This window comes from Variovorax sp. DAIF25 (assembly GCF_050711835.1).
Lineage (GTDB): Bacteria > Pseudomonadota > Gammaproteobacteria > Burkholderiales > Burkholderiaceae_C > Variovorax.
Map to the genome: position 1 here is coordinate 4787641 of NZ_CP136636.1, position 16351 is coordinate 4803991.

The window sequence follows — 16351 nt, forward strand, 5'->3', positions numbered from 1 at the left end:
ATGTCGGAAGATGGTCTGGGCTACATGACGCAAGAGCGTCGCATGATCCGCGACGCGGCGCGCGAATTCACGATGAAGGAGGTGCTGCCGGTCGCCAACAGGCTCGACGGCCCGGAGGGCGAGATCCCGATGGAACTGCGCCAGAAGATCGCCGACATGGGCTACTTCGGGATCATGATTCCCGAGCAGTACGGCGGCCTCGGGCTCGGCTACTTCGAGTACTGCCTGATCTGCGAGGAACTGGCGCGCGGCTGGATGTCGGTCGCCTCGATCGTCGCGCGCGCCCAGGGCGGCTGGATCAAGGCCGCCATGCCCGAGGAGATGCGCGCCAGGTACCTGCCGCGCGTGGTGCGCGGCGAGTTCCTCAACGCCAGCGCGCTGTCCGAGCCCGACACCGGCTCCGACCTGGCCTCGATCTCCTGCCGCGCAGTGCGCGACGGCGACGAGTGGGTGATCACCGGCAACAAGTACTGGTGCACCTTCGCGGACGGCGCCGACTACATCACGCTGTTCGCCCGCACCGCGCCGCCGCCCAACTCGGAAAAGCGCTGGCTCGGCATCTCCTGCTTCCTGATCGAGAAGGAACGCGGCAGCTTTCCGAAGGGCATGACCGGCGCGCCGATCCCCAAGATCGGCTACTTCGGCTGGAAGACCTTCGAGCTCGCGCTCGACGGCCTGCGCGTGCCGGCGGACTGCCTGATCGGCGAGGAAGGCAAGGCCTTCCACCTGATGACCAAGGGCCTGGAAGGCGCGCGCGCCCACACGGCCGCGCGTGCCATCGGGCTGGCCCAGGGCGCGCTCGAGGACGCCATCGCCTATGCCGGCGAACGCAAGCAGTTCGGCATGCCGATCGCCGAGTACCAGGCGATCCGCTTCAAGATCGCCACCATGGCGACCGAGATCGAGGCGGCGCGCCAGCTCATGCACTTCGTCTGCAGCGAGATCGACAGCGGCCGGCGCTGCGACAAGGAAGCCTCGATGGCGAAGTACTTCGCCTCCGAGATGGCCGAGCGCGTGACCTCCGAGGCGATGCAGATCTTCGGCGGCGCGGGCTACACCAGGCTGTTCCCGGTCGAACGCTACTGGCGCGACGCGCGGCTCACGAAGATCTTCGAGGGCACCTCGGAGATCCAGCAGCGCATCATCGCGACCAGCCTGCTGGGCAAGTCGGAGGTCGAGGCCATGATCGCCGGGCGCGCCTTCGCGGCCGTGGCGCAGAAAGGCGGCGCGGCATGAGAAGCGCCGAACTCACCAGCGCCGACAACTACTTCGAGGACTTCGAGGTCGGCCTGCTGCTGCGCCACCACCGCGGCAAGACCGTGACCGAGATGGACAACGTGCTGCTCACCAACCTGGTGATGAACACCGCCGAGGGCCATTTCAACGAGGACGCGATGAAGAAGCAGGATGCGCGCGGCATCTTCGCGCAGCGCGTGGTGTTCGGCGGCATCAACCTGTCGATGGTGCTCGGGCTCGCGGCCCAGGACACGGCCGAGCAATGCCTGCAGGAACTGGCGCTCGACAGGATCCGCCTGTCGCATCCGGTGTTCCATGGCGACACGCTCTATGCCTACAGCGAAGTGCTGGAAGCGCGCGCGGCCGAGCGCGACGACGCCGGCATCGTGCGCTTCCGGCACTACGGCCTGAACCAGGACGACAAGCTCTGCGTCGAGGCCGAGCGCACCGTGCTGCTCAAGCGCAAGAGCCATTGGGCGGGCCGGTGACGCAGGCTGCCCCCGCCGCCACCGGCGCCCTCGACGGCCTGGTCGTGCTCGACCTCACGCGCATGCTGGCCGGCCCCTACGCCACCATGATGCTGGCCGACCAGGGCGCGCGCGTGGTGAAGATCGAGCCGCCCGGCGGCGACCCCACGCGCCGGACCGGCCCGCACCTGCCCGGCGCGCTGACCATCGCCGAAGGCGGCTTCGGTGGCTACTTCGCCTCGATCAACCGCAACAAGCAGTCGCTCGCGCTCGACCTCAAGCAGCCCGCCGGCAAGGCCGCGCTGCTGCGCATGGTGCGCGGCGCCGACGTGCTGGTCGAGAACTACCGCTGCGGCGTGATGGAACGGCTGGGCCTGGGCTACGAGGCGCTGATCGCCGAGAACCCGCGCCTGGTGTATGCCGCGATGCGCGGCTTCGGCGATCCGCGCAGCGGCCGGAGCCCCTACGCCGACTGGCCGGCCTACGACCCGGTCGCGCAGGCGATGGGCGGCATCATGGGCATCACCGGCCCGGTGCCCGCAGGTGCGCCGACCAAGATCGGCCCGGGCGTCGGCGACCTGGTGCCCGCGACCTTCCTCGCCTTCGGCATCGCCTCGGCCTGCTGGCGCGCGCAGCGCACCGGGCGCGGCCAGTTCGTCGACGTGTCGATGGTCGATGCGGTGCTGGCGATCTGCGAGCGGCTGGTCTACCAGTACAGCGCCTCGCACGAGTCGCCGGGCCCCGAGGGCAACGGCCACCCGCTGCTGTGCCCCTTCGGACTGTTCCCCGCGAAGGACGGCCACGTGAGCCTCGGCGTGCCCAACGACCGCTTCTGGGTGCCGCTGGTGCAGCGCATGGGCCGGCCCGAGCTCGCGAGCGATCCGCGCTACGCGAGCAACGAGGCGCGCATGGCGCACCGCGCCGAGGTCGAGGCCCTGGTCGGCGAATGGACCGCGCGCCACACCAAGGCCGAGCTGTCGTCGCTGCTCGGCGCCGAGATTCCGTTCGGCCCGGTGTTCGACGCGCAGGACATCTTCGAGGACGCGCATTTCCGCGCGCGCGGGATGCTGGTGGAGACCGAGCAGCCGGGCGCCGCGCGCGCGCTGACCGTGGCCGGCACGCCCGTCCACATGAGCGACACGCCCGGCGGCGTGCACCGGCGCGCGCCGCTCACCGGCGAGCACAGCGACGCGGTGCTCCAGGGCTTCGGCTTCGCGCCGGCCGAGATCGCGGCGCTGCGCGCCGACCACGTCATCCACTGAAACCACTGCCCGAAGGAAACGAGTTCCATGCAAGAACGACCCCAGAGATTGCGCCGCTGCCAGCTGTCCGTGCCCGGCTCGAGCGAGAAGATGATGCAGAAAGCCGCGGGAATGGACGTCGACTTCGTCTTCCTCGATCTCGAGGATGCGGTCGCACCGTCGGAGAAACGCCCCGCGCGCGCGAAGATCGTGCACGCGCTCAACGGCCTCGACTGGGGCCGCACCACGCGCTGCGTGCGCATCAACGACCTGACGACCGAGTACGCCTACGAGGACATCATCGAGGTGGTCGAGGGCGCGCGCGAGAACCTCGACGTGATCATGCTGCCCAAGGCGATGAGCGCAGCCGACGTGCAGTTCGTCGACAAGCTGCTGTCGATGATGGAGAAGAAGCTGGGCCTCAAGAAGCGCATCGGCATCGACGTGCTGATCGAGGAGGTCGAGGCCATGATGCGGGTCGAGGAGATCGCGGCCTCCACGCCGCGGCTCGAGTGCCTGATCTTCGGCATGGGCGACTACTCGGCGAGCCAGGGCATCTCGCTGCGCGATATCGGCGGCGCCAGCGGCTACCCCGGCGACATCTGGCACTACCAGCGCCACAAGCTGACCATCGCCGCGCGCGCGCACCGCATCGATGCCGTCGACGGCCCCTTCGCCGACTTCAGGGACCCCGACGCCTTCCGCGAGGAATGCCGGCGCTCGATGATCCTCGGCATGGTCGGCAAGTGGGCCATCCATCCCTCGCAGGTCGCGCTCGCGCAGGAAGCCTTCTCGCCGCCGGCCGCCGACGTGGCGCGCGCGCGCGACATGATCCAGGCCTACGACCAGGCCCTCGCGCAGGGCCTCGGCGCCGTGCAGTACGACGGAAAGATGATCGACATCGCGTCGGTGCGCATCGTGCGCAACCTGGTCGAGCGGGCCGACCGCATCGGCATGTAGGCGCGCGTGCCCGTGGACGCGCTGCCGCCGGCAGCCGCGTCACCTGAAGCGACCCGAAGGAGACAAAGCAATGCAACGAGACAAGATCGAACCGTCCCTGCCCCTGGATGCCGCCCGCCGGCGGCAGCTGCTCGCGGCCGGCCTGGCGCTGGGCACCGGCGCACTGCCGCGGCTGGCCTTCGCGCAGGACTGGCCCACCAAGCCGGTGCGGCTGGTGGCCGCGCAGGCGCCCGGCTCGTCCAACGACGCCACCGCGCGCGCGGTGGCCGAGTACATGACCTCGAGCCTGGGCCAGGCGGTGGTGGTGGAGAACAAGCCCGGCGGCATCGGCATGATTGCGGCCGACAACGTGGCACGCTCCCCCGCGGACGGCTACACCCTGCTCATCACGCTGCACAGCCAGCTCGCGCAGGCACCGGTGATGCTCAAGAAGGTGCCGCTCGACACCTCGAAGGACCTGGTGCCGATCGCGGCCTTCAGCACCGGCGTGTCGCCGATGGTGGTGAAGAAGGACCTGCCGGTGAAGAACTTCAAGGAGCTGCTCGCGCTCGCGCGCCAGCGGCCGGTGTCGGTGGGCAACTACGGCATCGGCTCGGGTTGGCAGATCATGATGACCCAGCTCGCCAAGCAGACCGGCGCCAGGTTCGACATCGTGAACTACAAGGGCACGGGCCCGATGGTGTTCGACCTGATGGCGGGCAACATCGACATCGGCGCGGGCTCGCTGGCGGGCCTGGGCCCCGGGATCCAGAAAGGCAGCTTCCGGCCGGTGCTGGTCATCTCGGGCGGGCGCTCGGAGAAGCTGCTGCCCGGCATTCCGACCTGGGCCGACGAGGGCTTCACCGGAGCCGCATTCGAGAACCTCACCGAGTGCAACATGATCCTGGGCCCCGCGGGCCTTCCGGCCGACGTGGTGCGCCGCGTCGCCGATGCCTGCCGCGAATCGGCGTCCAGATCGGAGGCCGTCAAGAATGTGCTGGCGCAGCTCGGCGTGGAGGAAGCGCCGCTGACGGGCGCCGAGCTGCAGCGCTTCATCCAGCGCACCTGGCCCACCTACCAGGCGATGACGAGGGAGCTCGGGCTGCAGGCGCAGTAGCCGCGCGCGCTGCGCGGGAAGCGGAAGGGAACGCCGCGGGCGGCGGCCGGACCGGGATTACCCCCCGGTGACTGGCCCGGAAAATGCATGAGAATTCGCGCACTTTCGACTGCCTCGGCGCTCGCCGCCCCCTTCCCGAACGCACCTCATGCTGCCCCTGCGCGACCTCAACGACATGGAAGACCTGTGGGGCCTGCGCAGCGCCGGTGCGCTGATGAACCTGCCGTCCACCGGGGTGTCGGTGCTGCGCTGGACGCGCAAGACGGCCGGGCCCTTCCAGTTCGACATCGAGACCTCGCAGGACTTCATGATGTTCTCGATGGTGCTGCTGCCGATGGACGCCTGCTCGCGCGTGGACGACACGGTGATCTGGGACGGCCCGATCGAAGGCGGCAGCGTGCGGCTGATCGACTCGCGCACCATCGAGCGCACGGGCTTCGAATCGCCCAGCCCCTTCGACCTGCTGCACATCCATTTCTCGCTCGGCGAGCTGCGCGCGACCGCGCGCCGCTTCGGCATCGACTTCGAGGACTTCGAGCCGCGCGACGGCCCGCTGTACCGCGACGACCGCGTGGGCCGCCTGCTCGGCGCGCAACTCGTGGCGGCGCTCGATGCCGACGGCGCGGCCGGGCGCATGTATGCCGACGGCATCGCGCAGTCGCTGGTGGCGCACCTGCTGCGCAGCTACGGGCGCGTGGTCCATGCCGAGGCGCCGCCGGCGCATGAAGGCCTGCAGGCGGCCTTCGACCACGTGGAGCGCCATCCGCACGAGCCGCTGAGCGTGGCGCGGCTCGCGCGCCTGGCCGAGATGAGCGAATTCCATTTCGCGCGCCGCTTCAAGCAGCGCTACGGGCTCACGCCGCACGCGCACCTGGTGGCGGCGCGGCTGCGGCTGGCCAAGGCCGACCTGGCCTTCTCGGACAAGAACATCCTGCAGATCGCCATGGACTGCGGCTTCTCCGACTCCAGCCATCTCGCGCGGCTGTTCCGCCGCACCGAAGGCATGACGCCGCAGGTCTACCGGCAGGCCCGGCGCCAGTAGCGGACCGCGCCCTCCCGCCGGCCCGGCAGCAAGAACATGCTGTCCGCCGCGCAGGATTGACCGAGACGGCCTGCCCCCTCGCTCGAAAGAATCGCCCTCGCCATCCGGCTTCTCCGGGTGATGTTCGAGGAGATTCGAGTGACAGCAGCAACTGCGATGCAGGACAGCACGCCGGGCGTCGAGGCCGGCGACGAGATCGCGGCCGGACTCCGGCTGCGCGGCGGCACCGAGAAGGCGCGCGCCACGCGGCGCGACCGCGGCGAAGGGCCGTTCGAGCGCCTGGTGCTGCGCGGCGCCACCGTGATCGACGGCACCGGCGCGCCGCCCTGGGGGCCGGTGGACATCGTGATCGAGCGCGACCGCATCGTCGAGATGCGCAGCGTGGGCGCGCCGCGCCTCGCCATCGATCCGGCCGGGCGCCCGGCTGCGGGCCGGCACGAGATCGACTGCCACGGCAAGTTCGTCACGCCGGGCTTCGTCGATGCCCATGCCCACATCGGCTCGCCCTTCGTCAGCCGCGATGCGCCGCCGTCCGACTATGTCTACAAGCTGTGGCTGGCGCACGGCGTGACCACGGTGCGCGAGATGGGCTGCTTCAACGGCCTGGGCTGGACCCTGGACCAGCGCGAGCGCGCGGCCGCCGGCACCATCGCGGCGCCGCGCATCCTCGCGCACGCCTACTTCCCGGCCGTCAACGACATCCTCAAGACCCTGCACACGCCGGCGCAGGCGCGCGACTGGCTGGGCCGGCTCAAGGCGCGCGGCGCCGACGGCGTGAAGTTCTTCGGCGCGCCGCCGGCCCTCATGCAGGCCGCGCTGGCCGAGTGCGCGAGCCTGGGCCTGCGCAGCGGCTGCCACCATGCGCAGATGGCCGTGACGCGCATGAACGCGCTGACCACCGCGCAGTGGGGCCTGACCAGCGCCGAGCACTACTACGGCCTGCCCGAGGCGCTGTTCGAGGAACGCGTGGTGCAGAACTACCCGGCCGACTACGACTACGGCGACGAGTACTTCCGCTTCTCGGTCGCGGGCCAGACCTTCGGCCAGGCCGCGCAGCCCGGCAGCGCCACCTGGCGCAACGCGATGGACCGCTTCCTCGAACTCGGCTTCGCCTTCGTGCCCACCTTCGGCATCTACGACGCCAACCGCGACCTGATGCGCACGCGCCGCGCCGACTGGCACGACGACTACACCTGGCAGGCCTACTGGGACAACTTCCAGCCCTACCGCGGCGGCCACGGCTCGTACTGGTACCGCTGGTCGACGAAGAACGAGATCGAGTGGAAGGAGAACTACCGGCTCTGGATGCGCTTCATCAACGAGTACAAGAACCGCGGCGGCCGCGTCTGCGCGGGCAGCGACTCGGGCTTCATCTTCCAGCTGTTCGGCTTCGGCTTCGTGCGCGAGCTCGAGATGCTGCAGGAGGCCGGCTTCCATCCGCTCGAGGTGATCCGCGCCGCCTCGCTCGAGGGCGCGCACCTGCTGGGCATCGAGGCCGACTGCGGCAGCCTCGAGGTCGGCAAGCGCGCCGACCTGCTGGTGCACGACCAGAATCCGCTCGAGGACTTCAAGCTGCTCTACGGCACCGGCGCGATGCGGCTGAACGACGACAGCCGGCGCGTGGAGTGGCAGCGCGGATTGAGCCGCACCATCGCGGGCGGCATCTGCTATGACACGGCCGAGCTGCTGGCCGACGTGCGCGCGATGGTCGCGGCCAACCGCGCCGAGGCGGCCACGGCATGAATCCGGCGAGCGACTTCCCCCCGGTGCCGATCGAACTGACCGTGCTCACCGGCTTCCTCGGCAGCGGCAAGACCACGCTGCTGTCGAGCTACCTGCGGCTGCCGCAGGCGGCCGACACGGCCGTGATCGTCAACGAGATCGGCGAGGTCGACCTCGACGGTGCCGTGCTCGCCGCCACCGCCACCAAGGTGCCGATGGCCTTGCTGAGCAACGGCTGCGTGTGCTGCGCGATGGGCGGCGACCTGCCCGGCACCATCGCGGCGCTGATCGAGGAGCGCGAGACGCGCGGCCTGCCGCCGCTCGCGCGCATCGTGCTCGAGACCACCGGCCTCGCGCGGCCCGGCCCCGTGCTGCGCAGCCTTGGGCCGCTGGCCGCGCACCTGCGCGCGCAGGTGGTCGCCACCTTCGACTGCGTGCGCGGCGAGTCGCTGCTCGCGCTGCCCGAGGCGGCCGCGCAGATCGCGGGCGCGCAGCGCATCGTGCTGACGCGGCAGGACCTCGCGCCCGAAGGTGCCACCGAGGCGGCGCGCGCGCTGCTCGCGCAGGTCAATCCGCTGGCCGAGCTGGTGGCCGAGCCGACGGCGGCAGCGCGCGCGCTGGCCGCGCTCCCACCGCCGGCCGCGCGCTCGCCGATGCCCGAACTGGCCGCGTCGGACGACGCGCCCGCGCACAGCGACATCCGCACGGCGCTGTGCCGCTTCGCCGCGCCGGTGGCACGCGACGCGCTCGCCGAATGGCTCGACAACCTCGCGGGCCTGTGCGGCGAGCGGCTGCTGCGCGTCAAGGGCGTGGTCGCGGTGCGCGGCGAACGGCTGCCGCTGCTGGTGCAGTGCGTGGGCACGCTGTTCGCCCCGCTGCTGCCGTTCGCCGGCACGGCGAACGGCTCCTTCCTGGTCGTGATCGTGCGCGGCATGCGGCTCGACGAACTGCGCGAGCTGCAGCCCTCGCTGCCGCTGACCGTGCATACGGCGACGCGGCCGAATGCGATCGGCCGGCCGCTGTCGGCCGTGCTCGAGGAAAGCTGCGCATGAGGCCCACCACCGTCGCGCGCCGGCTGCTGGTGGGCGCCACCTATGCCGCGATGCTGCTGCCGCTGGTCACCGTGGCCTGGCTCAGCGTGTTCGCGCAGCCGATCATGAGCTTCCCGCCCGAGGGCTATTCGCTGCACTGGTACGCCAATGCCTGGAGCAAGCCGCAGTTCGCGAGCAGCTTCGTGCTGTCGCTGCAGCTGGCGGCGATCTCGGCGCTGCTCGGCGTGGGCACCGGCACGGCGGCGGCCTATGCGATCGAGCGCGGCCGGTTCCGCGGCCGGCGCGCGCTGTCGGCGCTGCTGCTGTCGCCGCTGGCCTTTCCGGGCGTGGTGCTGGGCACCGGCATCTACGTGTTCTTCGTGCGCGTGGACAACGCCATCGACCTGCAGATCGTCGCCACGCTGCCGGGCCTGATCGCCGCGCATGCGCTGCTGGCCATTCCGTGGACGGTGCGCCTGGTCTCGGCCAGCCTGCAGGGCCTGGGCCGCGCGCCCGAGGAAGCCGCGGCCAACCTGGGGGCGCGCCCGCTCACGGTGTTCCTGCGCGTCACGCTGCCCTCGATGCGCGCCGGCATCGTGGCCGCGGCGGTGTTCAGCTTCATCGCCAGCTTCGAGAACCTCGAGATGACCATGATGCTCACGGGTCCCGGGTACGCCACCCTGCCGGTGGAAATGCTGAGCTACCTCAACTTCAACATGGACCCGACGCTGGCCGCGGTCGGCACGGTGCAGACCGTGCTGATCGCCGTGCTGCTGCTGGTCGCCGATCGTTTCGTCAGTCTGTCCCGGGTGACCTCTTGAGCCATCTCCATCTCGACAACCTCCAGTGCACCTACGACCGCACGGTCGCGGTGCGCCATCTCGACCTGCGCGTGGCCCAGGGCGAACTGCTCGCGCTGCTCGGCCCCTCGGGCTGCGGCAAGAGCACCACGCTGCGCATGGTGGCCGGCTTCGTGCCGCCGAGCGCGGGCCGCATCCTGTTCGGCGAACGCGACGTGACGCATGCGCCGCCGCATGCGCGCGACACCGGCATGGTGTTCCAGGGCTATGCGCTGTTCATGCACATGAGCGTGGCCGAGAACGTGGCCTTCGGGCTGCAGATGCGCAAGGTACCGCGCGCCGAGCAGGCCGCGCGCGTGAAGGAAGCGCTGCGGCTGGTGCAGCTCGAGCACCTGGCCGAGCGCCGGCCCGCCGCGCTCTCGGGCGGCCAGCAGCAGCGCGTGGCGCTGGCGCGCGCGCTGGTGGTGCGGCCCGCGGTGTTCCTGCTCGACGAGCCGATGTCGAACCTCGACGCGCGGCTGCGCACCGAGGTGCGGCTCGAGATCCGCGCGCTGCAGCAGCGCCTGGGCCTCACCACACTGCTGGTGACGCACGACCAGGAAGAGGCGCTCACCACCGCCGACCGGCTGGCCGTGATGGACCATGGCCGGGTGCGGCAGGTCGGCACGCCGCAGCAGGTGTACGAGCAGCCGGTCGACCAGTTCGTCGCCAACTTCATCGGGCGCTGCAACCTGGTGCCGGGCCGGCTCGAGGCGCCCGGTGCTTTCCGCGCGGGCGCGCAGCTGCTGCCCTGCGCCGCCGCGGCGACGCCGCCGCGCGCGACCGGTGAACTCGCGCTGATGGTACGGCCCGACCGCATCCGCATCGCCGAGGCCGGCGCGCCCGGCCTGCCCGCGCGCGTGAAGCTCGGCACCTACCTGGGCGGCACGACCGAATGGCACTTCGAGACCGAGGTCGGCCCGGTCTCGGTCGCGCAGCCCAGCGTGCCGGCGCGGGGCGCTCCCGCGGTCGGCGAGCGCGTGAGCCTGCAGTGGTCGGCGGAACACGCGCTGCCCCTGCCCGCGGATGCCACGGCTTCCTGAGCTTCCCCTTCCCTCTCTCTCCACTCCGATCATGTCCATGCATTCCACACGCCGTTCCCTGCTGCTGGCCGCAGCCTCGCTGCCGCTGGCCACGGCCCGCCCCGCCCTGGCCGCCGTCGGCGGCCGCGTCGTCGTCGCCACCTGGGGCGGCGACTACGGCGACCTGCTCGGCAAGCATGTCGAGCAGCCGCTGCTCAAGCCGCTGGGCATCGAGGCGGTGCAGAGCGTGGACGACGGCCCGCCGCGCAAGGCCAAGCTGCTGGCCGAGCGCAACGGCCGCCGCGGCAGCCTCGACGTGGTGTCGATGGTCGACTTCGAGGCCAGCGGCCTCGCGCAGCTGGGCCTGTTCGAGACGCTGTCCGAGGCCAACGTGCCGAACGCGAGGAACGCCATCGCCGCGCTGCGCCAGCCGCAGGCGCTGCCGCACATCTACTCGGGCCTGGTCATCGCCTACAACCCCGCGAAGATCAAGGCGGCGCCGAAGTCGCTCGCCGACCTCTGGGACCCGAAGTACAAGGGCCGCGTCGGCTTCGCCGACATCCTGTTCCCCTACAACATCGCCGCCGCCTCGCTCGCGGCCGGCGGCACGCTGGGCGACCTCGCGCCCGGCATGGCCAAGCTCGGCGAGATGAAGGCGCTGGCGCCCAAGATCTTCGCCACCAACGAGGCGGTGGCGCAGGCGCTCAAGGCCGAGGACATCTGGATCACCCTGGCCTGGCGCGCCCGCGTCCACCAGTGGCGGCGCGCCGGCGTGAGCGTGGCGGCGGCCGTGCCGGCCGAGGGCATCGTGCCGACCACCTTCACCGCCTCGGTGCCCAAGAACAGCCAGCAGAAGGACAACGCCTTCGCCTACCTGAACGCCATGCTCGATGCCGGCGCGCAGTCGGCCTTCGCCGAGCGCATGGGCTACGTGCCCACCGTCACCAATGCGAAGCTTCCGCCCGAGCTGGCCGCGCAGATCGCCTTCACGCCCGAGGAGCAATCGCGCTTCAAGGTGCCCGACTTCGGCTACTTCGCACAGGCGATGCCGGCGCTGCAGCAGTACTGGTCGCGCGACTTCAAGGCAGCCTGAGCGATGCGCCTTTTGACCCTGCCCGCCATCGCGATCGTGCTGGCGCTGATGGTGGCGCCGATGGCGATGCTGCTGCGCTATTCGCTCAACCTCTACACGCCGACCGAGCTGATGGTCGAGGCCTTCACGGCGCGCAACTACGTGCAGCTGTTCGCCGACCCGTACTTTCGCGAGGTGCTGGGGGTGACGCTGAAGGTGGCCGCGCTGACCACGGGCATCGCCCTGCTGCTCGGCCTGCCCGCGGGCTACACGCTGGCGCGCATGCCGCGGCGCTGGAAGATGTGGCTCACGCTGGCCACCATCCTGCCGCTGATGGTGGGCAACGTGGTGCGCTCGGCCGGCTGGATGGCGCTGCTGGGCAACAGCGGACTGTTCAATGCGCTGGCGCAATGGAGCGGACTGGCGCGCGAGCCGCTGCAGCTGATGTTCCACCAGCCCGCGGTGGTGGGCGTGATGGTCACGATCGTGCTGCCGCTGATGGTGATGACGCTGGCCAGCGTGATCGAGGGCATTCCACGCAACGTCGAGGAGGCCGCGGCCAACCTCGGCGCGCGGCCCTTCACCGCCTTTCGCCGCGTGGTGCTGCCGCAGGCCATGCCGGGCGTGATCGCGGGCATGTCGCTGGTGTTCATCCTCTGCATGAACGCCTATGCCACGCCGGTGCTGATCGGCGGGCCGCGCTTTCGCATGATGACGCCCGAGATCTACCAGCAGTTCGTCGGGCTCAACAACTGGCCCTTCGGCGCGGCGCTGGCCTTCATGCTGCTGGCGGTGACGCTGGTCGCGGTGCTCGGGATCGGGATGGCGCTGCAGGTCGGCCTCAGGCCCGCAAGGCCGACAGCGCCCGCAGGCGCCGATGCGCCTCGCCCTGCGCATCGATCGGCGACTGGTTCTTCGCCTGCAGGTAGTGGTGGGTGAAGACCGCGAGGTAGGCGTCGAGGATCTGCGCGGCCAGCGCGTCGCCAGCCAGTTCCATGCACAGGCTTGCGACCTCGCTGGTGCAGAGGTGGTCGTCGCGGCCCGACTGGCGCAGCCGGTACTGCGTGCTGCGTGCGAGCACCGGGCTCAGCACCGGCAGCTGCGCGAGGTAGGCGCTGCGCCGGAACATCTTGCGCCCCTCGGCCCAGGTGCCGTCGAGCAGCACGAACAGCGGGCGCTTCGCGGGGCCGCCTGGCGATGCCTCGGGCGGCGCGACGGTCTGCACCACCCGCCCGGGCGCGGCGTACTGCCCCGGAAACACCACGTACGGCTGCCATTGCGGATCGGCCAGCAAGGCCAGCAGCGCGGGATCGGCCTCGGTGCGCGACCAGCCGAAGGCGAAGGTGTCCTCGACCACGTCGGCGATCAGCCAGCCGGTGTTGCTGGGCTTGAGCGCCTCGATGTCGCCCATGATCAGGCAGACGCCCGCGCGCGTGGCCATCGAGGGCCGCAGCGCGCACAGGCAATGGCTGGGCGCGAGCCGGCAGCCGGCGCAGCGTTCGCGCTTGAAGCCGCCACGGGCCAGGAAGGGTTTGACGCTGCGCGCGAGGCGTTCGGCGCGCAGCAGGGAGACGGCGTGGGGCATGCGGCGATTCTCGGGCATGCCCGCGTGCCGGCCGGTCTTCAACCGGCCTTGAGGAACACGTCGTGATCGGGCGCGAAGTTGGCGTGCAGCGGCAGCATCGCGCCGCCCAGCGCGCAGGCCTGCGCGCCGACGCGCCCGCCATGCAGCTGCGGGCGCCACAGGCCCTCCCAGTTGCAGCCGTCGAGCGCGGCGCGCGTGGCCTCGAGCAGCGCCTGCTGCAGCGGGCGCGACATCGAGCCGTCCATCACCACGTCGGCCAGGTCGAGCATCGCGGTGCCGCTCGCGATCGCATGGGCCAGCGCCTCGGCGGCCGAGGCGAGCCAGGCCGCGGTGGCGTCGGCGAACGGCGGCTGCAGCGCGCGCTCGTCGTAGGCCGCGTCGGGGTCGACGCCCTCGCGCTGCAGCCGCTGCTCGAGCTCCCACAGCGAGGCCTCGGCGATCAGCTGCGGCGGCGCCGCGTCGCCATCGCCATCACGCTTGGCGCCGCGCACGCGCTGCATCGGCAGCGAGGCGAGCGCGCCGGCATTGCCGTGCGCGCCGCCGTGCAGGTGCGAGTTGAGCACCAGGCCGCCGCCGACGAAGGTGTCGACGAACACGTAGAGAAAGCTTTTCAGGTCGTGGCCGCGCCCGTTCACCAGCTCGGCCACGCAGGCCGCGACGGTGTCGCGCGCGAAGATCACCGGCAGGTCGGTGCGCTGGCGCACCTCGGCGCCCAGGTCCATGCCGTTCCACAGGTCGGACTGCGCCTTCGACAGCCCGAGCGTGCGGTGCCAGCCGCCGAGCAGGAACGGCGCGGCGAGCCCCACGCCGACGGTGCGCGCAGCCAAGGGTCCGAGGCCATCGCGCAACCGGTGGGTGTGCTGCGCGATGGCGGGCAGCAGCGCTTCGGCATCGGGAAAGTCGTAGGCCATCGCGTGGCGCTCGCGCACCTGGGCCGTGAAGTCGATCAACAGCCACTCGGCGCCGCGCCGGCCGACCTTGACGCCGATCGCGAAGGCGCCGTCGGGGTTGAGCGCGAGCGGCACCGAGGGCTGGCCGATGCGGCCGCGCACGCGGCTCTGCTTGACGATCAGGCCGTCCTCCTCGAGCCGCGCGGTGATCAGCCCGATGGTCTGCGCGCTCAGGCCGGTGAGGCGCGCGAGGTCGGCCTTGGGCAGGCTGCCGTGCACGCGCAGCGCCTGCAGCACGGTGCGCTCGTTGAACTGGCGCATGCCGACCTGGTTCGAGCCGCGCGGGCGCAGCAGGTCGGGCATGCGCGCGGCGGGCGCGGCATCAGGCATGCGCCTCCGCGGGCAAGGCGCTCGGCAGCATGGCGCCGGTCATCACGGCCACGGTGTCGCTCATGCTGATCTTCTTCGGATCGAGCACGGCGGCGCGCTTGCCCAGGCGCGCGACGTGGATGCGGTCGGCGACCTCGAACACGTGCGGCATGTTGTGGCTGATCAGCACCACGGGCAGGCCGCGGTCGCGCACGCGGCGGATCAGCTCGAGCACCATGTTGCCCTCCTTCACGCCGAGCGCGGCGGTGGGCTCGTCCATGATGACCACGTGGCGCGCGAAGGCCGCGCTGCGCGCCACCGCCACGCACTGGCGCTGGCCGCCCGAGAGGGTCTCGACCGCCTGCGTCATCGACTGGATGCCGACCTTGAGGTCCGCCATGCGGGCCGCGCTCTCCTGCAGCATCCTCTTCTTGTCGAGCATGCGCAGCACGTTGCCGAGGAAGCCGGGGCGGCGCAGCTCGCGGCCGAGGAACAGGTTCTCGTAGATGGTCATCGCGGGCGCGACGGCCAGGTCCTGGTAGACGGTCTCGATGCCGGCCCGCCGCGCGTCGAGCGGATTGCGGAACTGCACCGGCCGGCCGTCGAGCAGGATGCGGCCCTCGTCGGGCACGATCGCGCCCGACAGCGCCTTGATCAGCGAGGACTTGCCCGCGCCGTTGTCGCCGATCACCGCGAGGATCTCGCCTTCGCGCAGCTCGAAGTCGACGCCATCGAGCGCGGTGACCTGGCCGTAGCGCTTCACCAGGCCCCGGGCCTGCATCACCACCTTCGGGTTCGTCACGGCGTTCATCAGCGGGCCCCCTTGCGCGAGAGCTGGTCGGCCGCCACCGCGAGGATCACGAGCACGCCCGTCACCAGCACCTGGTAGATCGACGACACGCCCATCAAGGTGAGCCCGTTGCGGAACACGCCCACGATCAGCACGCCGATCAGCGAGCCGAGCACGATGCCGCGGCCGCCGAACAGGCTGGTGCCGCCCAGCACCACGGCCGTGATGGCATCGAGGTTCTCGGTCTGGCCCGCGTTCGGGTCGCCCACGCCGGTGCGCGCCACCGACAGCAGCGAGGCGATGCCGTAGAACACGCCCGCGGCCACGTACACGCCCAGCAGCACGCGCTGCGTCGGGATGCCGACCAGCCGCGTGGCCTCGGCGTTGTTGCCCACCGCGTAGATGTGGCGGCCGGCGCCGGTCTCGCGCAGCACGAACCAGGCGAGGCCGTAGAGCGCCACCATCAGCACCGAGCCCCACGCCACCTCGGCACTGCCGATGGTGAAGGTGGTGCCCAGGCCCGTGAGGCCGGCCGGCAGGTCGGTGATGGTCTGCGAGGACGAATACAGCTGCGTGATCGCGAACGCGATGTTCAGCGTGCCCAGCGTCACGATGAAGGGCGGCAGCTTGATGCGCGTGACCAGCAGGCCGTTGAGCAGGCCGAACAGCGTGGTCACGCCGATGCCGCAGAGGATGGCCACCGGGACCGGCAGGCCGAGCTCGGTGGCGAACTTGGTCATGATGATGCCGCCCAGCGCCATCACCATGCCGCACGACAGGTCGATGCCGGCCGTGAGGATGATCAGCGTCTGGCCGATCGCGATCACGCCGACCACCATCACCTGCTGCAGGATCAGCGAGAGGTTGCCGCCGGTGAGAAAGCGGTCGGACTGGGTCGCGAAGAAGATGCAGGCACCCAGCAGGGCCAGCCACGGCCCGAGGGCGCCCCACGGGATGTGGTGCGTTGCGGATTTCGCCATCGATGTGCC

At 71.0% G+C, this 16351-nt stretch carries 16 protein-coding genes; 12 read left to right on the forward strand and 4 right to left on the reverse strand.

Going from position 1 to position 16351, the window contains the following annotated elements; all coding sequences use genetic code 11:
* The 12 genes from R0232_RS22040 to R0232_RS22095 all read left to right on the forward strand — a co-directional run bounded on the left by R0232_RS22040 (position 1) and on the right by R0232_RS22095 (position 12667).
* Positions 1-1236, forward strand: a complete 1236-nt coding sequence (locus R0232_RS22040; RefSeq protein WP_431509419.1) for an acyl-CoA dehydrogenase family protein — start codon at positions 1-3, stop codon at positions 1234-1236.
* Positions 1233-1724: a MaoC family dehydratase gene (locus R0232_RS22045; protein ID WP_057593607.1), complete on the forward strand. Its 492-nt coding sequence runs from the start codon at positions 1233-1235 to the stop codon at positions 1722-1724. Before R0232_RS22040 ends, R0232_RS22045 begins: the two co-directional genes overlap by 4 nt.
* 62 nt (positions 1725-1786) lie before the next feature.
* Positions 1787-2965, forward strand: coding sequence for a CaiB/BaiF CoA transferase family protein (locus R0232_RS22050; RefSeq protein WP_281081374.1), 1179 nt, complete (start codon positions 1787-1789; stop codon positions 2963-2965).
* 27 nt (positions 2966-2992) lie between these two features.
* Positions 2993-3904: an HpcH/HpaI aldolase/citrate lyase family protein gene (locus R0232_RS22055; protein ID WP_261216515.1), complete on the forward strand. Its 912-nt coding sequence runs from the start codon at positions 2993-2995 to the stop codon at positions 3902-3904.
* Positions 3905-3974: 70 nt separating this feature from the next.
* Positions 3975-5000 carry a Bug family tripartite tricarboxylate transporter substrate binding protein gene (locus tag R0232_RS22060; protein ID WP_093356081.1) on the forward strand — a complete coding sequence of 342 codons (1026 nt, stop codon included), beginning with the start codon at positions 3975-3977 and terminating at the stop codon, positions 4998-5000.
* Between the two features lie 148 nt (positions 5001-5148).
* Positions 5149-6042: a helix-turn-helix domain-containing protein gene (locus tag R0232_RS22065; RefSeq protein ID WP_177239591.1), complete on the forward strand. Its 894-nt coding sequence runs from the start codon at positions 5149-5151 to the stop codon at positions 6040-6042.
* A 138-nt stretch (positions 6043-6180) separates the two neighbouring features.
* On the forward strand, positions 6181-7785 hold the full coding sequence (locus tag R0232_RS22070) for an amidohydrolase family protein (RefSeq protein ID WP_431509420.1): 1605 nt from the start codon (positions 6181-6183) through the stop codon (positions 7783-7785).
* The gene (locus R0232_RS22075) at positions 7782-8816 is read left to right on the forward strand and encodes a CobW family GTP-binding protein (protein ID WP_431509421.1); all 1035 of its coding nucleotides are present in this window, start codon (positions 7782-7784) and stop codon (positions 8814-8816) included. Before R0232_RS22070 ends, R0232_RS22075 begins: the two co-directional genes overlap by 4 nt.
* Entirely contained in the window at positions 8813-9616 is an 804-nt protein-coding gene (locus R0232_RS22080) for an ABC transporter permease (RefSeq protein ID WP_057593600.1), read from the forward strand. The genes R0232_RS22075 and R0232_RS22080 overlap by 4 nt, the downstream gene beginning before the upstream one ends.
* On the forward strand, positions 9613-10677 hold the full coding sequence (locus R0232_RS22085; protein WP_431509422.1) for an ABC transporter ATP-binding protein: 1065 nt from the start codon (positions 9613-9615) through the stop codon (positions 10675-10677). Before R0232_RS22080 ends, R0232_RS22085 begins: the two co-directional genes overlap by 4 nt.
* A gap of 37 nt (positions 10678-10714) precedes the next feature.
* A complete protein-coding gene (locus R0232_RS22090; protein ID WP_431509423.1) occupies positions 10715-11749 on the forward strand; it encodes an extracellular solute-binding protein in 1035 nt (344 codons plus the stop codon).
* 3 nt (positions 11750-11752) lie between these two features.
* Positions 11753-12667, forward strand: coding sequence for an ABC transporter permease (locus R0232_RS22095; protein ID WP_431509424.1), 915 nt, complete (start codon positions 11753-11755; stop codon positions 12665-12667).
* Here R0232_RS22095 and R0232_RS22100 read toward each other — a convergent pair.
* Genes R0232_RS22100 through R0232_RS22115 form a run of 4 tightly spaced genes read right to left on the reverse strand, consistent with a single transcriptional unit; the run spans position 12570 to position 16342 of the window.
* Positions 12570-13313 carry a tRNA-uridine aminocarboxypropyltransferase gene (locus R0232_RS22100; protein ID WP_431509425.1) on the reverse strand — a complete coding sequence of 248 codons (744 nt, stop codon included), beginning with the start codon at positions 13311-13313 and terminating at the stop codon, positions 12570-12572. The two genes, R0232_RS22095 and R0232_RS22100, sit on opposite strands and share 98 nt — an antisense overlap.
* 38 nt (positions 13314-13351) lie before the next feature.
* Positions 13352-14593, reverse strand: coding sequence for an ROK family transcriptional regulator (locus R0232_RS22105; protein ID WP_431509426.1), 1242 nt, complete (start codon positions 14591-14593; stop codon positions 13352-13354).
* Positions 14586-15383 carry an ATP-binding cassette domain-containing protein gene (locus R0232_RS22110; protein ID WP_431509427.1) on the reverse strand — a complete coding sequence of 266 codons (798 nt, stop codon included), beginning with the start codon at positions 15381-15383 and terminating at the stop codon, positions 14586-14588. Before R0232_RS22110 ends, R0232_RS22105 begins: the two co-directional genes overlap by 8 nt.
* A complete protein-coding gene (locus R0232_RS22115) occupies positions 15383-16342 on the reverse strand; it encodes an ABC transporter permease (protein WP_431509428.1) in 960 nt (319 codons plus the stop codon). The genes R0232_RS22110 and R0232_RS22115 overlap by 1 nt, the downstream gene beginning before the upstream one ends.
* Between the last annotated feature and the right edge of the window lie 9 nt (positions 16343-16351).